General features: G+C 72.6%; 17 protein-coding genes and 1 pseudogene. 11 read left to right on the top strand and 7 right to left on the bottom strand.

Translation table 11 applies throughout. The annotated features are described in order from the left end of the window. Position 1: 1 nt before the first annotated feature. Positions 2-655, bottom strand: a complete 654-nt coding sequence (locus tag AQJ58_RS18515) for a bifunctional DNA primase/polymerase (RefSeq protein WP_067251831.1) — start codon at positions 653-655, stop codon at positions 2-4. Positions 656-931: 276 nt separating this feature from the next. Here AQJ58_RS18515 and AQJ58_RS18510 point away from each other — a divergent pair, with 276 nt between their 5' ends. Both AQJ58_RS18510 and AQJ58_RS18505 read left to right on the top strand, forming a co-directional pair. Further along, the gene (locus AQJ58_RS18510) at positions 932-2,317 is read left to right on the top strand and encodes an NsdA family TPR-like regulatory protein (RefSeq protein WP_067251454.1); all 1,386 of its coding nucleotides are present in this window, start codon (positions 932-934) and stop codon (positions 2,315-2,317) included. A gap of 201 nt (positions 2,318-2,518) precedes the next feature. After that, the gene (locus AQJ58_RS18505) at positions 2,519-4,225 is read left to right on the top strand and encodes a hypothetical protein (RefSeq protein WP_067251452.1); all 1,707 of its coding nucleotides are present in this window, start codon (positions 2,519-2,521) and stop codon (positions 4,223-4,225) included. A 19-nt stretch (positions 4,226-4,244) separates the two neighbouring features. Here AQJ58_RS18505 and AQJ58_RS18500 read toward each other — a convergent pair whose 3' ends face one another. Then, complete coding sequence (locus AQJ58_RS18500) at positions 4,245-5,621, bottom strand: ABC transporter substrate-binding protein (RefSeq protein WP_067251450.1); 1,377 nt, start codon at positions 5,619-5,621, stop codon at positions 4,245-4,247. Between the two features lie 118 nt (positions 5,622-5,739). Here AQJ58_RS18500 and AQJ58_RS18495 point away from each other — a divergent pair, with 118 nt between their 5' ends. Both AQJ58_RS18495 and purU read left to right on the top strand, forming a co-directional pair. Next, on the top strand, positions 5,740-6,240 hold the full coding sequence (locus AQJ58_RS18495; protein ID WP_067251449.1) for an SCO4402 family protein: 501 nt from the start codon (positions 5,740-5,742) through the stop codon (positions 6,238-6,240). A gap of 47 nt (positions 6,241-6,287) precedes the next feature. After that, positions 6,288-7,172, top strand: a complete 885-nt coding sequence (purU, locus tag AQJ58_RS18490) for a formyltetrahydrofolate deformylase (protein WP_067251447.1) — start codon at positions 6,288-6,290, stop codon at positions 7,170-7,172. Positions 7,173-7,356: 184 nt separating this feature from the next. Here the strand turns inward: purU and AQJ58_RS18485 are convergent. The 3 genes and pseudogenes from AQJ58_RS18485 to AQJ58_RS18475 all read right to left on the bottom strand — a co-directional run. Then, a pseudogene (locus AQJ58_RS18485) lies at positions 7,357-7,671 on the bottom strand (hypothetical protein); the annotation flags it as partial. Further along, positions 7,614-7,952: a hypothetical protein gene (locus AQJ58_RS43830; RefSeq protein ID WP_067251444.1), complete on the bottom strand. Its 339-nt coding sequence runs from the start codon at positions 7,950-7,952 to the stop codon at positions 7,614-7,616. The pseudogene AQJ58_RS18485 and the gene AQJ58_RS43830, both read right to left, overlap by 58 nt. Further along, a complete protein-coding gene (locus tag AQJ58_RS18475; protein ID WP_067251443.1) occupies positions 7,949-8,530 on the bottom strand; it encodes an RNA polymerase sigma factor in 582 nt (193 codons plus the stop codon). The genes AQJ58_RS43830 and AQJ58_RS18475 overlap by 4 nt, the downstream gene beginning before the upstream one ends. A 360-nt stretch (positions 8,531-8,890) precedes the next feature. Here AQJ58_RS18475 and AQJ58_RS18470 point away from each other — a divergent pair, with 360 nt between their 5' ends. Together AQJ58_RS18470 and AQJ58_RS18465 are read left to right on the top strand one after the other, a co-directional pair. After that, positions 8,891-9,274 (top strand): STAS domain-containing protein, encoded by a 384-nt coding sequence (locus tag AQJ58_RS18470; protein WP_067251440.1) that lies wholly within the window; start codon positions 8,891-8,893, stop codon positions 9,272-9,274. A gap of 179 nt (positions 9,275-9,453) precedes the next feature. Continuing rightward, complete coding sequence (locus tag AQJ58_RS18465) at positions 9,454-9,966, top strand: EF-hand domain-containing protein (RefSeq protein WP_067251439.1); 513 nt, start codon at positions 9,454-9,456, stop codon at positions 9,964-9,966. Here AQJ58_RS18465 and AQJ58_RS18460 read toward each other — a convergent pair. Beyond that, on the bottom strand, positions 9,945-11,456 hold the full coding sequence (locus tag AQJ58_RS18460) for a class I adenylate-forming enzyme family protein (RefSeq protein WP_067251437.1): 1,512 nt from the start codon (positions 11,454-11,456) through the stop codon (positions 9,945-9,947). The genes AQJ58_RS18465 and AQJ58_RS18460 overlap by 22 nt on opposite strands. Before the next feature lie 87 nt (positions 11,457-11,543). On the opposite strand from AQJ58_RS18460, the gene AQJ58_RS18455 reads away from it, so the two are divergent. The 4 genes from AQJ58_RS18455 (at position 11,544) to AQJ58_RS18440 (ending at position 15,899) form a co-directional block, all read left to right on the top strand. Beyond that, positions 11,544-12,740, top strand: a complete 1,197-nt coding sequence (locus AQJ58_RS18455) for an amidohydrolase family protein (protein ID WP_067251435.1) — start codon at positions 11,544-11,546, stop codon at positions 12,738-12,740. Next, a complete protein-coding gene (locus AQJ58_RS18450) occupies positions 12,740-13,870 on the top strand; it encodes an acyl-CoA dehydrogenase family protein (protein ID WP_067251434.1) in 1,131 nt (376 codons plus the stop codon). The genes AQJ58_RS18455 and AQJ58_RS18450 overlap by 1 nt, the downstream gene beginning before the upstream one ends. Before the next feature lie 9 nt (positions 13,871-13,879). Then, a complete protein-coding gene (locus AQJ58_RS18445) occupies positions 13,880-14,776 on the top strand; it encodes an acyl-CoA dehydrogenase family protein (protein ID WP_067251432.1) in 897 nt (298 codons plus the stop codon). A 550-nt stretch (positions 14,777-15,326) separates the two neighbouring features. Beyond that, a complete protein-coding gene (locus AQJ58_RS18440; RefSeq protein ID WP_079079018.1) occupies positions 15,327-15,899 on the top strand; it encodes an ATP-binding protein in 573 nt (190 codons plus the stop codon). A gap of 480 nt (positions 15,900-16,379) precedes the next feature. Here AQJ58_RS18440 and AQJ58_RS18435 read toward each other — a convergent pair whose 3' ends face one another. Then, positions 16,380-17,306 carry a cyclase family protein gene (locus AQJ58_RS18435; protein ID WP_067251431.1) on the bottom strand — a complete coding sequence of 309 codons (927 nt, stop codon included), beginning with the start codon at positions 17,304-17,306 and terminating at the stop codon, positions 16,380-16,382. Positions 17,307-17,426: 120 nt separating this feature from the next. Here AQJ58_RS18435 and AQJ58_RS18430 point away from each other — a divergent pair, with 120 nt between their 5' ends. Next, a complete protein-coding gene (locus AQJ58_RS18430; RefSeq protein WP_067251429.1) occupies positions 17,427-18,341 on the top strand; it encodes an SDR family NAD(P)-dependent oxidoreductase in 915 nt (304 codons plus the stop codon). Positions 18,342-18,365: the final 24 nt, after the last annotated feature.

The raw sequence follows: 18,365 nt of genomic DNA, 5'->3' as shown, positions 1-18,365 counted from the left end.
ATTACCGATCCCGCCCGCACGCGTAGGCCAGCGGAGAGATCAACTCCTCCGCGTCCGGCAGCCACCGGTTCGCGGCGGTCGGCCGGCAGGCCCACTGCACCGCGCCCCGGGACCCGAAGCGCGTGGGCGGCGCGGCCACGTACGTGCCCTCGCCCAACGTCACCAGATCCAGCGACCCGAGGGACCAGCCCAGCTTGCGCACCAGGTCCGGCACCTTCGCGGACGCCCCCGGCAGCACGAAGAACTGCATCCGCCGGTCCGGCGTCAACGTCACCGGCCCCAGCGTCAGTTGCATCCGCTCCATCCGCGCCAGCGCGAGGAACCCTGCCGTCTCCGGCACGGAGATCGCGTCGAACGTACGCCCGGTGGGGAGCAGGATCGAGGCGGTCGGCTGCTTCTGCCACATCCGGCGCGCGACGGTCGCACTGCCCGTCGCCTGCGTCACCCAGTCGGGGCCCGTGGGATGCGCCCCGGGCGCCGCGCACGCGGTGTCGCCGCAGGAGCAGCGCTGCAAACCGCCGACGGCTTCCAGCCAGGTGCCGGGGAAGACGTCCCAATGACGTTCCTCGGCGTAGCGAACAGCGGTCTCGAGCAGCGATTCCCCGCGCTGCTTCGGGATTTGAGTGGCGTCGGCGCCCGCGATGGTCTCTTCCACGATGAGGACAACTCTAGCGGTCACCGCGGGTTACGCACGACCACTGTGCGCGGGGAGGGAGCACCGATTCCGCGTCCGGGGCGCATGGGTGCATCCCGGGGGCGCGCGGAAGGAACGGGCGCGGGAACGGGTAGGCACCGACGGGGGCGGACTTCCGCCGATATCCCGGCACTTCTCGTGCAATCAGCACATGCCTCGCATTTTCGCTGTTTCCATGGGGCATTGATCTTCTCGGCCGGAACTTTTCGGTGCGGAACTCCACAGGGGGTAGTGCCAATGGCCGCAAGGCCTCTCGTCGCCCGGCAGCCGAACGAACGGCTGCAGGCGCTCATCCAGGAGGCGGGGTGCTCGAACGCCGGGCTCGCCCGCCGGGTCAACATGTGCGGGGCCGAGCACGGTCTCGACCTGCGCTACGACAAGACGTCGGTGGCCCGCTGGCTGCGCGGACAGCAGCCGCGCGGGCGCGCCCCGGCGATCATCGCCGAGGCCCTGGGCCGCAAGCTCGGCCGTACGGTCACGATCGACGAGATCGGCATGGCCAACGGCAAGAACCTCGCGTCGGGCGTGGGTCTCCAGTTCTCGCCGACGGTGCTGGGGGCCATCGAGCAGGTCTGCGAGCTGTGGCGCAGCGACGTGGGCCGGCGCGACTTCCTCTCCGGTTCGTCCGTCGCCGCCTCGGCGCTGGTCGAGCCCAGCCGCGACTGGCTGATCTCGTCGCCCGACGCCCAGGTGGCGCGGTCGGCGGGACCGCGGGTGGGCCTGTCCGACGTGGCGGCCGTCAAGGCGATGACGCAGGCCCTGGTCGACCTGGACCACCAGTACGGCAGCGGGCATGTCCGCCCGGTGGTCGTGCACTACCTCAACAGCGTCGTCTCGGGGCTGCTGGCCGGCTCCTACCGGGAGGCGGTGGGCCGCGAACTCTTCGCCGCGGTGGCCCGGTTGACGGAACTCGCCGGGTACATGGCCGTCGACACCGGCCAACCGGGGCTGGCCCAGCGGTACTACATCCAGTCCCTGCGGCTCGCGCAGGCGGCGGGCGACCGCGGCTACGGCGGGTACGTCCTCGCCGCGTCGATGAGCCACCTCGCCGCCCAGCTCGGGAACCCGCGGGAGATCGCCCAGTTGGCGCGCGCGGCCCAGGAGGGGGCGCGTGGGCGGGTCACCCCGCGCGCGGAGTCGATGTTCCTCGCGGCGGAGGCCCGGGGGCACGCGCTGATGGGCGACGTCCGGTCCGCCCAGCTCGCCTCGGGGCGGGCGGTGTCGGCGCTGGAGGGTGCCGAGCCGTCCGCGGGCGACGACCCGGCGTGGATCGCGCACTTCGACGAGGCCTATCTGGCGGACGAGTTGGCGCACTGCCACCGCGACCTCGGGCAGGCGGAGGCGGCGGCGCGGTGCGCCGAGCAGTCGCTGGCCGGGCATCCGGAGAGCCGGGCCCGCCGCCGGGCCATCGGGTACGTCCTCCTCGCCACCGCGCAGGTGCAGCAGCGTCAGGTCGAGCAGGCGTGCAGCACCGGTCTGAAGGCGGTGGAACTCCTGGAGACCCTGCGCTCCAACCGGGGCGCGGAGTACCTGGAGGACCTCCAGCAGCGGCTGGAGCCGTACCGGGAGGAGCCGGTGGTCAGGGAGTTCGGGGCGCGGCTGGAGCTCCAGGCCGCGGCGTGAACGGACGGGGCGCCGTCGCGTGAACGTCCGGGAAACGCACAGGTCCCGTACGGGATGTGCCGGACGCGGCGCACGGCGCTCCGGATCTGTAACGGACGTCACTGGGAGGCAGATCACGTCCTGAGCTGCGTGGCACGGGGTTCCGGGGACCCGGTAGCGTGAGCCGACGATTCCGACAGTCCCCCGTTCGTAGGAGTCCCGGTGACGCAGAGTGGACAGGGCGAGGAGCCCTCGGCGCGGCCCGCGCGCGAAGGCATCGTGCTGCCCTCCGACGGTGGTGAGCCCCTCATTCCGGGACTCACGGACGCCGGCGGACCGCAGTCGGGCCCCCGTCGGGGCGGACGGCCCGGTCCGTACGGGGCTCAGTCGTACGGGCAGCAGCCGCCCGCGCAGCCCCCGGCGGGCGGCGGGACCTGGGAGCAGCCGTGGGGCCCCGAGCAGCAGGTGCCGGCCGGGCAGCAGGAGCAGGGCTGGCCGCTGCCCCCGGACCAGCAGCAGCCGCAGCAGTGGGGCACCGCGCAGCCCGACCCGTGGGGCACGGGCCCGTTCCCGCCCGAGGGCGGCGCGCCGGGGCAGAGCTACGGCCAGAGCGCTCCGGCGGCGCCGCAGCCGTCGTACGACGGGAACCCGCAGGGTTTCACCGGCTACGACCAGCACCGCCAGACCCCGGCCGCCTACGGCCAGGCCCCGCAGGGGTCGGCCGCGCCGCCGGCGTACCCGCAGGGCGGGCCGGGGGCGCCGGTACCGCCGTACGCCGACGGCGCCGACGGGGCCACCCAGTACATACCGCCGGTTCCGTCGGGCCCGGTCGACGACGGCCGGACCCAGGTGCTGCCGCCCGTCCCCGCCGCCGGCCCCGTCCCGGGCGGCGACGAGGCAGCCACGCAGTACATCCCGCCGGTCCGGCCGGGCGCGCTGCCGCCCGAGAGCCCCGGCGGGGCGGCGCACTACCCGGGCGCCGCGCACTCCGACGCCGAGGCCACGCAGTACCTGCCGCCCGTGCCCGCCCAGGGCGGTCCGGCGGCGGGCGGGGGCGCACAGCCGCCCGCCGGGTTCGAGAACCTCTTCCGCGACGGACCGGGCGGCGGCGCGGGGGCCGGCGCCCCGGCCGGGGCCACCCAGCAGCTTCCGCGCATCACCGAGCCGGCGACCCCCGGCTACGGCGGTGGCCCGCAGGGCTACGGCGCCAGGCCCGCGGCGCGCGCCCCCCAGCCCACCTATGTGCCTCCCGTACGCCACGACGACCACGGTGACGAGCGGGGCCGCGGCGGCCGTACCGGCTCGCGCCTGCCGCTGATCGCGGCGGTCGGCGTCGCGATCGCCGTCGTCGGGATCGGCGCGGGCGCGCTGCTCGGCGGCGGAGGCGGCGACGACGACAAGGGCGACGCCGGCAAGCCCGTCGCCGCGTCGGCCTCGGCGGGCGAGCCGTCGGCCTCCGGGGACGACCCGGCCGAGCAGCAGGCGACCGCCCTGGACCAGCTGCTCGCGGACAGCGGCAGCAGCCGGGCCAGCGTGATCGCCGCGGTGGCGGACGTGAGGCGCTGCGACAACCTCGACCAGGCCGCCTCGGACCTGCGGGCCGCCGCCGGCCAGCGCAACGAGCTGGTCACCAAGCTGGCCGCGCTCGACGTCGACCAGCTGCCCGACCACGCCGCGCTGACCGGTGCCCTCACCAAGGCCTGGCAGGCCTCGGCGGCCGCCGACAACCACTACGCGGACTGGGCCGACGAGGTCGCCGGCAACCAGCGCAAGGCCTGCAAGAAGGGCGGCGCCCGCAGCACGAACGCCACCCAGCAGGGCAACCGGGAGAGCGGCACCGCGAGCGCGCAGAAGAACAAGGCCGCCCGGCTGTGGAACGCGATCGCCCGGAAGCACGGTCTGACGGAGCGCCAGCCCACCCAGCTCTGACCCGGGCCGGGCCGGGCCCTCAGCCGACGTCCGCGTCCTCCATGGTGCCGGTGACGTCGACGAAGCCCTTCCGCGAGGCCACCAGCAGGCCCTTGCGCACCTGCTGCACGGTCACCTCGGCGTTGGACAGCCGGGGGAACCCGACGGCGGCGAGCCGGCTGGTGAACTTCCAGCGCAGGGCGGGGGTGAGTCCGCCGGTGGTGAACGTCCGGCCGCTGTTGAGGGCGGAGCGGACGGAGTCGGCGCTCACCTCGTGGTCGCCCAGCGACTCCACGGCCTGCCGCAGCACGTTGTAGGCGATCCAGGTGGTCTGCACGCCGGTGTCGGAGGGGTCGATGCTGGTGTCGGAGAAGGCGGACTCGCTGATCACCTTCTTCATCCCGGCCCACCGCTTGTCGCTCTCCACCGGGTACCAGCCGGTGACGTACGCCCCCTCGTACGGGCCGGAGCCGCCGCCGCTGGCGTCGATGACGGTCTGGTCGACGCTGCCCAGCACGCTTCCGGTGTGCACCGCGGGATAGTCCGCGCGGCTGCGGCGGAAGGAGTCCATGAAGGTGCCGTTGCGGTCGCCCAGCGCGGGCACCACACAGCCCGTGCCGCCGGTCGCCGTACTACCGGACCCCGTGCCGCCGCTCGCCGTGCCGCTGCCCGCCGTGGCGCCGGTGGCCGTCCGCAGGGCCTTCTCGGCCTGCGTGGAGTACTCGGTGGCGTCCTCCGCCGCCCGCTGGTCCTCCGCCCTGTCGTGCCCGCCCGCCCGCAGACCGGCGTCCAGCATCGGCGCCAGCGCGTCGCCCGCGATGGTGTCGGGGCGCACGAGGGCCACGGGCCCCGCGCAGGAGTCGGCCAGCACCTTGCCGAGACCGGCGAGGAGGGCGGGCTGACCGCCGTTGACCGGGTAGGACAGAGGGCTGGTGAACTCGGAGTTCGTGACGCCGTAGCCGCCTATGTAGGGGATGCCGGCGCCCTCCAGGTGCGGGAAGAACGCATCGGAGTGCTGGCTGTAGGAGCCGACGACGGCGACCGCGTTCTCCTTGACCGCGCGCCGGGCACAGGCCGCCGCGGACACCGCGTCGTTGTGGTCGTTGCAGGTCAGCACGGTGAGCTTGTGGCCGTCGAGGCCGCCCTTGGAGTTGATCCAGCGGGCGTAGGCGCGGGCGAAGGCGGGCATGCCGGGCTTGTTCGTGGCGGCCGTTCCCACGGGCGCCCAGGTCATCACGACGATCGCGTCGTCCCCGGAACCCCCCGTGACTCCGGGGACGACCCCGCATCCGGCGGTCAGCGACGCCACGGCGGCCAGAGCGCCCGCCGCGCGGGCGGCCGGTCTGCCGTTTCCGGTAGTGCGGAGAAACCTGGGGAGGAAGGTACTTCGCGGGAAGGTGCGTCGCCTGCCGGTCATGACCACGCACGATTCCGTCACATCAATAACCTGGGAGTGACCCACGGTCAACGCGGGGTGACGCGAGAGTGAATTACCGGGGTCCGTGAGGACTCGGGGGTGCGAAAACGTACGATCGATGACCGTGCAAGGTTCGGAGAACTCTTCCCGTCGCGGCCGTCGCTCCTCCACCATGGGCGGCATGCCACTCAACGACATGCCGTGGTGGCGCTGGCGCAGCAATGTGCGCTCCGCGCTGCACATGCTCTCCGACCCGGTGTTCCAGCAGAACGTCTGGCTGGCCGGGGTGGACGGATACGGCGACGTCACCGACGCCGTCTACCGTCTGGTCGAGGACACCTGGCTGGACAACTGGTCCGCCGAGAAGTACGTCGGCACGATCTTCCGTGACCCGCAGGAGGCGGCGCTCGTCGACACCGCCGTGCTGCGCGTCCTGCGGATCATGCACCAGGTCGGCCCGGACGCGCCGGTCTCCACCTATGTCTCCCACCCCGGCTGGCCCGAGGCGGTGCAGGCGGCCCGGGACGCGCACCTGCGCCTGGCGGTGGCCGACGGCGAGGACCCGGACGCGCCGCCGCGCACCCTGGAAGTGCTGCGCATCATGACGAGGTCCGCGTAGCGGGACGGCCTCCGCCGTGCCGGGGTGGACGTGAGACCCTGTGCTGCATGAGTGAGCAGTCCGCCCGAGCCGCGGCGTCCCCCGCCGACCAGTACGTCCTCACCCTCTCCTGCCCCGACAAGCCGGGCATCGTGCACGCCGTGTCGAGCTATCTGTTCATGACCGGCTGCAACATCGAGGACAGTCAGCAGTTCGGCGACCACGACACGGGACTGTTCTTCATGCGGGTCCACTTCTCGGCCGACGCGCCGCAGACCGTGGACAAGCTGCGGGCGAGCTTCGCGGCGATCGGCGACTCCTTCCACATGGACTGGCAGATCAACCGGGCCGACGAGAAGATGCGCATCGTCCTGCTGGTCAGCAAGTTCGGCCACTGCCTGAACGACCTGCTCTTCCGCGCCAGGATCGGCGCGCTGCCGGTGGAGATCGCGGCGGTGGTGTCCAACCACACCGACTTCACCGAGCTGGTGGGCTCGTACGACATCCCCTTCCACCACATCCCGGTGACCAGGGAGACGAAGGCAGAGGCCGAGGCGAAGCTGCTGGAGATCGTGCGCGAGGAGAACGTCGAGCTGGTGGTCCTGGCCCGCTACATGCAGGTGCTCTCGGACGACCTGTGCAAGCAGCTCAGCGGCCGCATCATCAACATCCACCACTCCTTCCTGCCGAGCTTCAAGGGCGCGAAGCCGTACCACCAGGCGCACACGCGGGGCGTGAAGCTGATCGGGGCGACGGCGCACTATGTCACCGCCGATCTCGACGAGGGGCCGATCATCGAGCAGGAGGTCGAGCGGGTGGGGCACGACGCCACCCCCGACCAGCTGGTCGCGGTCGGCCGTGACGTGGAGTGCCAGGCGCTGGCGCGGGCCGTGAAGTGGCACGCGGAGCGCAGGATTCTGCTCAACGGGCACCGGACGGTGGTGTTCGCCTAGGGAGGCGGGGGTCTGTCTCGGCGGGTGCGGGTGCGGGTGCGGGTGCGGGTGCGTGGGGTTGTTCGCGCAGTTCCCCGCGCCCCTGATCCAGCGGGCGTGACTGTCCACGGGCGCGGGGAATCGCGCGACCAGCCACAGCGCACCCGCAGCCGCCCACGCACCGCAACCGCCCCTGTAACGACCCCTACATCCGGCTCAGCGACGCCGCGGCGAACAGCACGTCCCTGATCGCCCCCCGATCGCCCAGCTGCCCCGCCGCGGCCTCCTCCGGCGGTACGTGCCCCGCGGCCAGCCGGCAGAACTCCACGTCGTCCAGCGCCACGTGCGCCACCTCGTGCGCGGCGGAGCCCACCGCCGCGGGTGAGTCGAGGGGGATCAGCCACTCGCCCCCGCCGTCGCCCTCGATCTCCAGCCGCAGACTGCGACCGGGGCTGCCGGCGCTCACCAGGTGCCGGGCGCTCGGCGCGGGCGCGGCCAGCCCTGCGCGCCGGCGCCCAGCAGGGCCTTCAGCACGCGGTGCTCCAGCCGCGGCGGTTCCGCGACGACGAGCGCCTCCAGCGCGGGCAGCGGCAGTCCCGTGTCCTCGACGGAGGCGCGGGGGAACGGGATGCGGGGCGCACGGCGGGTGCCGTCGCCCTGGTCGCCCGGGTCCCCGCTCGGGTCGCCGCCGGTCGCGGTGTGGTCGTCCATGGAGCCGTCGTAGCCCTCGCTGCCGTCCGTGCCGTCCTTGCCGTCCTCGCTCTCGTCGTCGATGCCCTCGGATCCGTCCGCGTCGCTCACGCCGCACCCCCGTACTCGGGAGGGGCTCCGGAGGCCGGTGTGTCGTGGGCGGTGGAGAGCAGTTGCAGGCCGAGGCGGAGCCGGCGGCGGGCCTCGTCCTCGGTGACGCCGAGGTCGGCGGCGGTCTGGCGGTAGTCGCGGCGCTGGAAGTAGGCCAGTTCCAGGGCGGCGCGCAGGGGGGCGGGCATGGCCTGGACGATGTAGTCGGCGCGGGCGGCGACCGCGGCGTGCCGCACCTTGCGCTCCAGGTCCTCGGCGGTGCCGGGGCCGCCCTCGGCCAGCGCGGCGGTCTCGGTGGCGCGCAGCCGCTGCACGGCGAGCCGGTGGGTCAGCCCGGCGATCCAGGTGCGCAGGGGGCCCTGCTGGGGGTCGTAGGCGTCGGGGTGCTGCCAGACGTGGACGAAGACCTCGCGGGTGACGCGGTCGGCCGCGTGTTCGTCTCCGAGCACACGATGGGCGAGGCCGTGCACGAGTGAAGCGAACCGGTCGTAGAGCTCACCGAGGGCGGCCGCCTCACCGCGCGCGAGTCGCTGCTGCATCCTGCGGTCCCAGCGGGGCGGTGCGTCCTTCTTCGCCATGCGGCCCCCTCACCTGTGCCCGTGTCTTGGCCCAGCCTGCGTCCACCGTCACCTCGAATGTAGTCGGCACGTAGGACAACGCACGCCCCTTTGTTCCAATGTGCGCCCCTGATCGGCCGGGAAGTGGTATGAGCCCGCGTCTTCCCAGACCCATCATGACCAATCCGGATCAAGTGTGTTCTGTTTCGATCGTGTGCGAGCGATGTTGGGCTGAGGTGGATCGAACAAGACTGAATATGACGGAATCAAGCCGCTTTCGTCCTGTGCCTGTTTTTCGCCACGCGTTTCGGGGCAACGCCGCTGGGCAGCCGCGCTGCAAGGAAGCGTAGGGACCGCTTCCGTTTACGGCGAGGGAAAGGCGTGAGGGTGGCCTTCAAGGTGACCGGCGGCGAGCGGGGCGGGTGGGCCGTGCTCCATGTGTCGGGCGAGCTGGACCTGGTGACGTCACCGGTGCTGCGGCAGCGGGTGCACGACGAGGTGGCCGAGGGTCGTCACCGTCTCGTCCTGGACCTCTCCGACGTGTACTTCTGCGACTCCAGCGGCGTCGGCGTGCTCATCGCGGCCCGCAGACTCATCCGCTCCTGCCGCGGCGGGCTGCGGCTGATCCTGCCCGCGCGCGGGGCCCCGGAGGACTCCCACGTCAACCGTGTCCTGGGCGCGCTCGGCGTCCGGCGCCTCTTCGACATCTACGGCGACCTCGCGGAGGCCGTGGCCGAGGACGGCTCCGAACCGCTGACGGCCTGAGCCGCACCGCGGCAGGACGCGGGCCGTCCTGCGACAGGGCTGTCCTGCGACAGGGATGTCCCGAAATACACCCGGTCCGGGTACGGAGACCGCCCACCGGCTCCCACGGGGCCCGCGGCGTCGTACGCTCCCTGCCGGAAGGTTTCCCGCACCAGGACGCCAGGCGGCCGGAGGACAGCATGGTCAGCAGCGAGTACGAACGCAGGATCGCCGCCCGGTTCGCCACGTTCGACCAGGACGGCAACGGCTACATCGACCGCGAGGACTTCGGCGCGGCCGCCAAGGCGCTGCTGGTCGAGTTCGGCACGGCGGCCCGCTCCGACAAGGGCCAGGCGCTGTACGCGGGCGCGGAGGCCTTCTGGCAGGGCATGGCGGGCATCGCGGACCGCGACGGCGACCAGCGCATCACCCGGGACGAGTTCGTGGGCGGCGCCGTCAAGCGGCTGCACGACAACCCCGACCGGTTCGCCGAGATCGCCCGCCCCTTCCTGCACGCCGCCCTGGACCTCGCGGACGCCGACGGCGACGGCCTGGCCACGGTCGCCGACACCGCGCGCGTGCTGCACGCCCTGGGCGTCCACCAGGACCTCGCCCGCACGGTCGCCGCCGCCCTCGACACCGACGGCGACGACAGGGTCGGCGAGCGGGACGTCGTCCCCGCGGTGGCCCGCTACTTCACCGTCTCCGAGTAGCGCTCGCGCAGCTTGTACTTCAGGACCTTGCGGAGCGTGTCGTTGCGCGGCAGGGCGTCCACCACCTCCAGCTGCTCCGGCAGCTTGTGCACGGACAGTCCCGCCGCGCGCAGATACGACGTCAGCGCCTCCAGCGTCGGGTCCGCGGCCCCCGCCGCCCGCTCCACCACCGCGCACACCCGCTCCCCGCGCTCGGCGTCCGGCAGCCCGACCACCGCCACGTCCCCGACGTCCGGGCGGGCGGCCAGCAGGTCCTCGATCTCCTTGGCGGAGATGTTCTCCCCCTTGCGGATGATGACGTCCTTGAGCCGCCCGGTGAGCACCAGATGCCCGCTCGCGGTGAGCCGCCCGAGGTCCCCGGTGCGCAGGAACCCGTCCGCGTCGAAGGCCTCCGCCGTCTGCGCCGGGTCCAGGTAGCCGCGGCACACGGCCTCCCCGCGCAGCCGCACCTCCCCGTCCTCGGCGATGCGTATCTCCATCCCCTCCGGTGGCCGCCCCTCGGTCGTGGCGAGGTTCTCCTCGGTGTCGCCCGGCGCCCCCATGGTGATCATCGGGACCTCGGTCATGCCGTAGCCGTGGGTGAGCTGCACGCCCATCTCCCGGACGACCGCGTGGTACACCTCCGGGGGTTTCGGCGCCCCGCCCCCGGCGAGCAGCCGCAGCGAGGGGATCACCGGGACGCCCGGCTGCTTGCGCTGCTCGGCCAGGAACATCGAGTAGAACGCCGTCGACCCGCCCGCCACGGTCACCCCGTGCCGGCGGTACTCCTCGAGCGCGTCCGGCAGCGCGAACTGCTCGAACATCACCGCCGGGAAGCCGTACAGCAGCAGCATGACGGTGTAGTCGGGCCCCGCGATGTGTGCGTACGGGAAGGCCATCGAGCCCACGTCGTCGGCGGTCAGCTCCAGCGCGTGGGCGAGGCAGGAGCCGCCCGCGAGGAGGGAACGGTCGGTGTGCAGGACGCCCTTGGGGTCGGAGGTCGTACCGGAGGTCCAGTAGATCCAGCGGACCGAGGTGCCCTCGGAGGGCGGCGGGGGCAGCACGGCCGGGTCGCCCTCGGGCAGGTCGTCGTAGGCGTCGAACACGCCCTTCGCGCCGAGCCGCAGGGCCATCTCGCCGTGGTCGAAACCGCGCCAGACGCCCGGTACGGCGAAGAACTCCGCCCGTGACTCCCTGAGCGCGAAGCCGACCTCGCGGTCCCGGTAGAACGGGATGACGGGGCTCTGCACGGCGCCCAGGCGGGCCAGCGCGAAGGACAGCACGGCCGTCTCGATCCGGGTGGGCAGCTGCCAGGCGACGACCGTCCCCGGGCGCACGCCCATGCCGTACAGCCCGGCCGCGGTCCGTTCGGCACGCGCGCGCAGCTCGTCGAAGGTCAGGGTGCGGTCGCCCTGGAGGAGGACGGGCCGGTCGGGGGTGAGCTCGGCGCGGCGGGCGACCAGGTCCCACAGGGTGCGGGAGGAGCTCAGGGAGTGCGCGATGGCGTTCATGTCTGCCCCCAGCTTGGCTGACGACTCGTCAGGTGCCATGCTATCTGACGGGTCATCAGATAAGTACCGTCCGGCGGAGGGGAACCCATGGCCACCGAACTGCCCCGCATCATCAGCGTCGACGACCATGTGATCGAACCCGCGCACCTCTTCGCGACCTGGCTGCCGCAGAAGTACCGCGACCGAGGGCCGCAGCCCCTCACCGCCGGGATCGGCGAGCTGGCCTACGTCGCCGGGAAGTACCAGATCACCATGGACCCGGACGGCCAGCCCACCGACTGGTGGATCTACGAGGACCTGAAGTTCCCCTACAAGCGCAACATCGCCGCCGTCGGCTTCGACCGCGACGAGATGACCCTGGAGGGCATCACCCGCGAGGAGATGCGGCGCGGCTGCTGGGACCCGAAGGCCCGCCTGGAGGACATGGACCTCAACCACGTCGAGGCGTCCCTGTGCTTCCCCTCCTTCCCGCGCTTCTGCGGCCAGACCTTCGCCGAGGCGCACGACAAGGAGGTCGCGCACGCGTGCGTGCGGGCCTACAACGACTGGATGGTCGAGGAGTGGTGCGGCGACAGCGGCGGCCGCCTCATCCCGCTGTGCCTGATCCCCCTGTGGGACGTCGGCCTCGCGGTCGCGGAGATCCGGCGCAACGCCGCCCGCGGGGTGCGCGCGGTCACCTTCTCCGAGATCCCGACCCACCTGGGGCTGCCGTCCATCCACTCCGGGTACTGGGACCCGTTCTTCGCGGTCTGCGAGGAGACCGGGACGGTCGTCAACATGCACATCGGCTCGTCCTCGCAGATGCCGGCCGCCTCCCCCGACGCACCCCCCGCCGTCCAGGCCTCCCTGTCCTTCAACAACGCCATGGCCTCGATGATGGACTACCTGTTCAGCGGGGTGCTGGTGAAGTTCCCGGCGCTCAAACTGGCCTACTCGGAGGGCCAGATGGGCTGGATCCCGTACGCCCTGGAGCGCGCCGACGACGTCTGGGAGGAGCACCGGGCCTGGGGCGGTGTCAGGGACCTGATCCCCGAGCCGCCGTCCACGTACTACTACCGGCAGATGTACTGCTGCTTCTTCCGGGACAAGCACGGGGTGGCCTCTCTGGACGTCGTCGGCCGCGACAACGCCACCTTCGAGACCGACTACCCACACGTCGACTCCACCTTCCCGCACACCAGGGAGGTCGCCCTCGACCACGTCAAGGGCCTCGACGACGAGACGGTCTACAAGCTGATGCGGGGCAACGCGATCCGCATGCTGGACCTGGACCTCGACCAGTAATGGACCTGACGTACACGGCCGAGGAGGAGGACTTCCGCGCCCGGCTGCGGGAGTGGCTCGGCAAGGCCCTGCCCGCGCTCCCGCCGAAGCCGTCCCCGGACGACTGGCCCGGCCGCCGCCGCTACGACCTCGGCTGGCAGCGGACGCTGTACGACGCCGGGTACGCGCACGTGCACTGGGACGCCGACCCGACCACCCGGCTGATCTTCCTGGAGGAGACGGAGCGGGCCGGAGCCCCCTACGTGGGCGCCAACTTCGTCGGACTGCTGCACGCGGGGCCGACGATCGCCGCCGAGGGCACGGATGCCCAGCGCGCCCGCTGGCTGGAGCCGATCCTGCGCGGCGAGGAGGTCTGGTGCCAGGGCTTCAGCGAACCGGACGCCGGTTCCGACCTCGCGGCGCTGCGCACGCGCGCGTGGCGCGACGGCGACGACTACGTGGTGAGCGGGTCCAAGATCTGGACCTCGCACGCCGAGGTCGCCGACTGGTGCGAACTGCTCGTGCGCACGGATCCCACGGCGCCGAGACACCGGGGGATCACCTGGCTGGCGATGCCCATGGACGCCCCCGGGATCACCGTACGGCCGCTGCGGACGCTCGCCGGATCCGCCGAGTTCGCCGAGGTGTTCCTCGACGAGGTGCGGGTGCCCGCGGCCCACCGGGTCGGCGCCGAGAACGACGGCTGGCGGGTCACCATGGTGACGCTGTCCTTCGAGCGCGGCACGGCGTTCGTCGGCGAGGTCGTCGCCTGCCGGCGCGTCCTCGGCGAACTGGCCCGCGAGGCCCGCGCGAACGGCCGCTGGGACGACCCCGTGCTGCGGCGCAGGCTCGCCCTCCTGGAGGCCGAGTTCCGGGCGCTGTGGCGACTGACGCAGTGGAACGTGAGCGAGGCCTCGGCGGGCGGGGTGCCCGGCATCGGCGGTTCGGTCTTCAAACTGCGGTACTCGCACGCCCGTCAGGAGCTGTACGACGCCGCGGCCGACGTCCTCGGCGACGCGGCCCTCGATCTCGACCGGCCCTGGGTGCTCGACCGGCTCTCCTCGCTGTCGTACACCATCGCGGCCGGCACCTCGCAGATCCAGCGCAACATCGTGGCCGAACGGATCCTCGGACTGCCGAAAGGGCGGTGAGACTTCTCCGTGCGCTTCCGACTGACGGACGACCAGCGGGCGTTGGGGCAAGGGGTACGGGACCTGCTCGCCCGGCGCTTCGACCGGGACGCGCTGCGGGCGGCCGTGGAGCGGCCCGCACTCGACCGGGAGCTGTGGCGGGAGCTGGGCGCGGCCGGGTTTTTCGCGCTGCGGCTGCCCGAGACGGAGGGCGGGGTCGGACTCGGTCTCCCCGAGGCGGTGTTGGCCTTCGAGGAGGCGGGCCGGGCCCTCCTGCCCGGCCCCCTGGTCGCCACCCACCTCGCGGCGGGCCGGGTGCCCGGGGCGGCCGAGGGCGAGACCGTCGTGACGACCGCGGACACCGGCGGGCTGGTGGAGTGGCTGACCGAGGCGGACGTGGTGGACGGGGTGGACGGGGACGTCTCGGGGGCCGTGGCGCTGCGGTCGGTGGATCCGTTGACGCCCCTGCACCGGCTGCCGAGGCGGGCCGGGCGTACCGCGGCCGAACCCGTCGCCGTCCTCCTCACCGCCGCCGAGCAGCTCGGCACCGCCACGCGCGCGTGCGAGCTCGCCGTGCAACACGCGCGGACCCGCGAGCAGTTCGGGCAGCCGATCGGTGCCTTCCAGGCCGTCAAGCACCTCTGTGCGGACCTGCTGGTGCGGGTCGAGGTGGCCCGCGCGGCGGTCTACGCGGCCGCCGTCACCGCCGGCCCCGCCGACATCGCGGCCGCCCGGCTCCTCGCGGACGAGGCCGCCGTACGGGGCGCGCGGGAGTGTCTGCAGGTGTACGGCGGCATGGGGTTCACCTGGGAGGCGGATGTGCACCTGCTGCTGAAACGCGCCTGGGTGCGCACCCGGCGTGCGGGGGGTGGTACGGAGAGTGAGGAGCTGCTCGCCGGTGAACTGCTCGCCGGAGCGGGCCGCTAGCGCCGCTGCCTGCGCCGATGACCTGCGCGGGGCTCGGACTGCCGTACGGGTGTCGCGGATTGTGGCATCCCTGGTTCACGGAGCGTTGATATCGGGTTGTGTCCGATGCGTGACCCGTCACGGCCCGGAGTCGGCCGGACCCTCCGGTACCTTCTGTGGGATGCGAGTGGTTCCGAGCATGAGCCATGCCGGTGGTGCCCCTGGGGCGGTACCGAAACCGGCGGTGCGTGCCGCTGCTCGCAGGGCGGACGGGCTGGAGGCCCCCGCCTGTTCGACTCCCTGGCGCGGGCGTCGCACAGTATGCCGCACGGGTACTCCTTCGCGCTGGAATATGCCCGAAGCGCTTGTTGAGGTGACTGTACGTCAACCAAGCTGTCTCGTAAGGGATTCACGTTCCGTCACGCTGCCTCTGGCTGTTGTTCTGGCCATGCAGAAAATGGCTACGATCGTGGCCCCCGTCGTCATGGTGTCCACGCGATTCGCGTGGCTCGCGTGGCGCACGGCCATGTGTCCGCCGGTTCGGATGGTGTGAGCGGTGCAGGTGCTTCAAGTGCAACTGGAGATCCGGCCCGACCCCACGGAAGTGGGGCGCGCCCGGAGGTGGGCCCGTTCGCGTCTGGCCGGGTGCGGCATAGGGGACGACGAACCGCTCGCCGAGACGCTGGTCCTGCTTGTCTCCGAACTCGTCACCAACGCCGTGGTGCACACGGGCCGTCCGGCCGTCGTGCGGCTGTCGGTGCCGGGTGGCGAGCCGGGTGCGGTGGACGCGACGGCCACCGTCCGGCTGGAGGTCGTGGACACCAGCGACCGTGCTCCCGTGCCCCGTTGCGTGGGCGACGACGCCACCGGCGGCCGGGGCCTGGCCCTCGTCGACTGTCTCGCGGACCGCTGGGGCTGGAGCGTGGAGGGCGGCGGCAAGCGCATCTGGTGCGAGCTGGACCGCTGCGAGGGGCTCGCCGAGGGCGCGGTAGGGGGCGAGAACGCGGGCGAGCGCACCGCCCTGACGGACGGCCGGCAGGCCGTCACCCACCCGGAGCCGGTGTACCCGAAGCCTGCCGTGTACCCGAAGCCGACGGTCCGTCCGGAACCCGCCTACGAGGGGCGCGCCTTCGAGGCCGTGTGAGTCCCCGGTGCCGCTGTGGCGTGGCTGTGGCGACCGGGTGGTGCGGCGGGGGCGGCTGGCCCGGTGGGTCGGCCCGGTGGGTCGGTCGACGGGCGCATGGCCGCGAGAGGGCGGAGGCCTGCGGTGCACAGGCGCAGGAGGCGCTGTCGTCCTGATCGGGCGTGGCCCCGGTGCGCCCGGACGTGCTTCCGTGCGCGCCCGTTGCAAATGGGGCGTTAGTAACAAATCTCCGTCGTGGTGTTGACGTGAGGTGTCCGTTTGATCACGCTTGTGGTCAGCGATTCACCGCGAGGGGACGACGAGGGTCCGGGTGACACGGGCCCTTGCCGAGTGTGGGTCGCGATTCGGCGTCGAGTCCCTCAGGGCCGGAGGGGGAGCCGGGGAGGGTACGCCGAGTCGGATGGCGGCGCGCGGTGCCGTGCTCGGGGCGGGCAGCGGCGCGCCGCCATCGGACGACCGCCGCGTGGGTCGCCGGGCGTCTCAGAGGACGGCCACGGGCGCCACCGGTGTCCCCGTACCCCCGACGAACGGCTCCGGCATCGCCGACAGCAGGAACGCGTACCGGCCCTCTTGTCCACAGGCTGTGGACAACTCTTCGAGATTCCAGTTCTGGCCCTGGAGCATCCCCATCTCCACCAGGTCGAGCGCGTGCACCGGCAGCCACAGGTCCTCGATCTCGGGCGGGAAGATCTCGAACGTCATGGTGTCGTTGGCGACGGCCGCCACGTCGCGCGCGTGGAACCACTCCGGGGTACGCACCGACAGCCCCGGCGACGGGAACGCGTAACCGTGCTTGTCGCCCGCCAGATAGAGCTGCACCTGACCCGTCCGTACGAGCACGATGTCGCCGGCGCGCACGCGCGTACCCGCCAGTTCCTCCGCCGCCTCCAGGTCCTCCGGCGTCACCGCGTGCCCGCCCGCCAGCCGGTCCACGCCCCGCGCGCGTGCCACGTCCAGCAGCACCCCGCGCGAGACGACGTGCCGCGCCTTGTCGATCCCGCTGAACTCGGCGCCCGCGTGCGCGGTGATGCCGGACGCGGGGCGGCCGTTGTAGATCTTCCCCGAGTGCGAGACATGGGTCAGCGCGTCCCAGTGCGTGGCCGCCTGGAGGCCCATCGTCACGGCGTCGTCGCTGCACGCGACCGTGCCGGGGCCGAAGATCTCCTGGTTGATCTGCACCATGGTGTGCATCGGGTTGACGCGGCCCGGGATCATCCCGGTCTGCACCCCGTCCTCGCGCAAGGGGAGGGCCAGCGGCACCCGGCGCCCCGAACGGATCTCGGCGGCGGCGCCGCGCACCACCTCGTCGGTGATCAGGTTGAGGGTGCCGATCTCGTCGGCGGCTCCCCAGCGCCCCCAGTTGTTGACGCGCTTGGCGATGTCGTGGAACTCCTCCGGCAGTGCCATCCGGTGCCTCCCCGGGGCTTGTCCTCGCCCGTCGGGCGGGACATAAAATCTAACGGTCCGTCAGATACGGGTCTCGGGGGCATCTAACCGTCCGTCGGAGAACGCGGGAAGGGGCCGGGCGTGGGGAACTTCTTGGCCGGCAAGGTCGTCGCCGTCACAGGGGCGGGACGGGGCATCGGACGGGCGGTGGCGCTCGCGGCGGCCGCCGACGGTGCCCGGGTCGTCGTCAACGACTACGGGGTGGGCGTGGACGGGGCGTCGCCCACGAGCGAGGTCGCCGAGTCCGTCGTCAAGGAGATCGAGGCGGCGGGCGGCGAGGCCGTCGCGGTCGCCGACGACATCTCCACGATGGCGGGCGGACAGCGGGTGGTGGACACCGCCCTGGAGACGTACGGGCGGCTCGACGGGGTCGTCTGCGTCGCGGGGATCCTGCGGGAGCGGATGCTGTTCAACATGTCCGAGGAGGAGTGGGACCCGGTGGTCGCCACCCACCTCAAGGGCACCTTCACGGTCTTCCGGGCCGCCTCCGCCGTCATGCGGCGGCAGGGATCCGGCACACTGATCGGTTTCACCAGCGGCAACCACCAGGGCTCCGTCTCGCAGGCCAACTACAGCGCGGCGAAGGGCGGGATCATCTCGCTGGTGCGCAGCGCGGCGCTGGGCCTGCACAAGTACGGGGTGACCGCCAACGCGGTCGCGCCCGTCGCGCGGACGCGGATGTCGGCCGGGGTGCCGATGGAGCTCGCGGAGATCGGCGAGCCGGAGGATGTCGCCGCGATGGTGATTTTCCTTTTGTCGGACCGCTCGCGGGAGTTGGGGATAACCGGGCAGGTCTACACCGTCGCCGGTGCGAAGATCGCTGTGTGGGCGCAGCCGCGGGAGCTGCGGGCCGCGTATGCCGAGGGCGGTTCGTGGACGCCGGCGCGGATCGCGGAGGTGCTGCCGGGGTCGGTGGGGGTGGATCCGATGCCGATGCTGGAGCGGCTGGAGGAGATGCGGCGGGCCGCGGCCGAGGGGGCGCGGCCCAACGGGTGAGTTTTTCGGTCCGACCGGTGGGTG

It is taken from the genome of Streptomyces sp. DSM 15324 (assembly GCF_001514285.1).
Lineage (GTDB): Bacteria > Actinomycetota > Actinomycetes > Streptomycetales > Streptomycetaceae > Streptomyces.
The sequence above is the reverse complement of the archived record's forward strand: the minus strand, read 5'-3'. Positions and strand labels throughout refer to the sequence as shown.

What these genes read in the sequence shown, in the direction of transcription:
- AQJ58_RS18510 (WP_067251454.1), top strand. Translation starts at nt 932, where the DNA reads ATGGCCGCAAGGCCTCTCGTCGCCCGGCAGCCGAACGAACGGCTGCAG.
- AQJ58_RS18500 (WP_067251450.1), bottom strand. Translation starts at nt 5,621, where the DNA reads ATGACCGGCAGGCGACGCACCTTCCCGCGAAGTACCTTCCTCCCCAGG.
- AQJ58_RS18495 (WP_067251449.1), top strand. Translation starts at nt 5,740, where the DNA reads ATGACCGTGCAAGGTTCGGAGAACTCTTCCCGTCGCGGCCGTCGCTCC.
- purU (WP_067251447.1), top strand. Translation starts at nt 6,288, where the DNA reads ATGAGTGAGCAGTCCGCCCGAGCCGCGGCGTCCCCCGCCGACCAGTAC.
- AQJ58_RS18475 (WP_067251443.1), bottom strand. Translation starts at nt 8,530, where the DNA reads ATGGCGAAGAAGGACGCACCGCCCCGCTGGGACCGCAGGATGCAGCAG.
- AQJ58_RS18465 (WP_067251439.1), top strand. Translation starts at nt 9,454, where the DNA reads ATGGTCAGCAGCGAGTACGAACGCAGGATCGCCGCCCGGTTCGCCACG.
- AQJ58_RS18460 (WP_067251437.1), bottom strand. Translation starts at nt 11,456, where the DNA reads ATGAACGCCATCGCGCACTCCCTGAGCTCCTCCCGCACCCTGTGGGAC.
- AQJ58_RS18455 (WP_067251435.1), top strand. Translation starts at nt 11,544, where the DNA reads ATGGCCACCGAACTGCCCCGCATCATCAGCGTCGACGACCATGTGATC.
- AQJ58_RS18450 (WP_067251434.1), top strand. Translation starts at nt 12,740, where the DNA reads ATGGACCTGACGTACACGGCCGAGGAGGAGGACTTCCGCGCCCGGCTG.
- AQJ58_RS18435 (WP_067251431.1), bottom strand. Translation starts at nt 17,306, where the DNA reads ATGGCACTGCCGGAGGAGTTCCACGACATCGCCAAGCGCGTCAACAAC.